This window comes from Xanthomonas codiaei, assembly GCF_002939785.1.
In the GTDB taxonomy this organism is placed as follows: domain Bacteria; phylum Pseudomonadota; class Gammaproteobacteria; order Xanthomonadales; family Xanthomonadaceae; genus Xanthomonas; species Xanthomonas codiaei.
Window position 1 is genome coordinate 1 of the sequence record NZ_MDEC01000077.1, and the last position, 1222, is coordinate 1222.

Genomic DNA, 1222 nt, shown 5'->3' on the forward strand with positions numbered 1-1222 from the left:
TGTAATGACCCACTGATTTCCTGCTCAGGTGTTACTTTCCCCGAAGGAGACACCGATGAGCGAAGTGATGGAAGAAGAGATCAAGCGCTGGACCGCCCGGCGCAAGTCAGCGCTGGTGCTTGAGATCATCCAGAGCAAGACGACGGTAGCAGCGGCCAGCCGGCAGTTCGACCTGACCCCGGCTGAGATCGAGAACTGGGTTGAGGAGGGCAAGCGAGGCATGGAGAACGCCCTACGGGCGAAGCCCGAGGACGTGCGCGAGCAGTACGAGCGGCAGCTGAAGGACTTGCAGGAGGCCTACGGCGAGGCGATGTTGGAGATCCGCGCCCGAAAAAAGCTGGCCTCCCTGCTGGGAAAGGACGAGAGCTGATGCTCTCGGTCCAGCAGGGCCTGAAGGACGAAGGTGTTTCGGTTCCGATGACCAAGTTGTGCCAATGGTTCGGTGTGGCACGTCGTACGACGTACTACAAGCCGACCAGATCGCCAGCCAAAGTGAAGCCGGAGCTGGCCGAACCGATCAAGAAGATGATCGAGACGGAGCCGAGTTTCGGCTATCGCACGGTCGCTGCGCTGCTTGGTATGAACAAAAACACGGTGCAGCGGATCTTCCAGCTGAAGGGCTGGCAGGTGCGCAAGCGCGCCCTTGGCCAGCGTCCGCGCATCGAAGCCAAGGTCTCCCGCGCTGAGAAGCCGGATCAACGCTGGGCCACTGATCTCTGTCGCGTTTGGGGCGGCAAGGACGGCTGGCTGAGTCTGGCGCTGGTGATCGACTGCAGCACGCGGCAACTGCTCGGCTGGCACCTGTCACGGACCGGTAAAGCCAGCACGGCATCTGCCGCACTGGAGCAGGCGCTCATCACACGCTACGGCACGCTGGGCCGAGTGCAGGCGCCATTTCTGCTTCGCTCGGACAATGGTCTGGTGTTCACCAGCCGCGACTACACCCGACTGGTTCGCAGCTATGGGCTGATGCAGGAGTTCATCACCCCGCATTGCCCACAGCAGAACGGGATGGTGGAGCGTGTGATCCGGACCTTGAAGGAACAGTGCGTGCACCGACATCGCTTTGAGAGCCACACCCACGCGCTGCGAGTGATTGCTGACTGGATCGCCTTCTACAACCAACAGCGCCCTCACCAGGCGCTGAAGATGATGACCCCGGACGCGGCCTATGCCGCTACATTAACCGTATGACCTGAGCAGAAACCGGTGGGTCATTACA

The 1222-nt window shown here is 61.1% G+C and carries 2 protein-coding genes; both read left to right on the forward strand.

What is annotated here, in order from left to right; translation table 11 throughout:
• The first annotated feature begins 55 nt into the window (after positions 1-55).
• Entirely contained in the window at positions 56-370 is a 315-nt protein-coding gene (locus tag XcodCFBP4690_RS22100; RefSeq protein ID WP_104544392.1) for a DUF1153 domain-containing protein, read from the forward strand.
• A complete protein-coding gene (locus XcodCFBP4690_RS22105) occupies positions 370-1194 on the forward strand; it encodes an IS3 family transposase (protein WP_104544393.1) in 825 nt (274 codons plus the stop codon). Before XcodCFBP4690_RS22100 ends, XcodCFBP4690_RS22105 begins: the two co-directional genes overlap by 1 nt.
• The last annotated feature ends 28 nt before the right edge of the window (positions 1195-1222 follow it).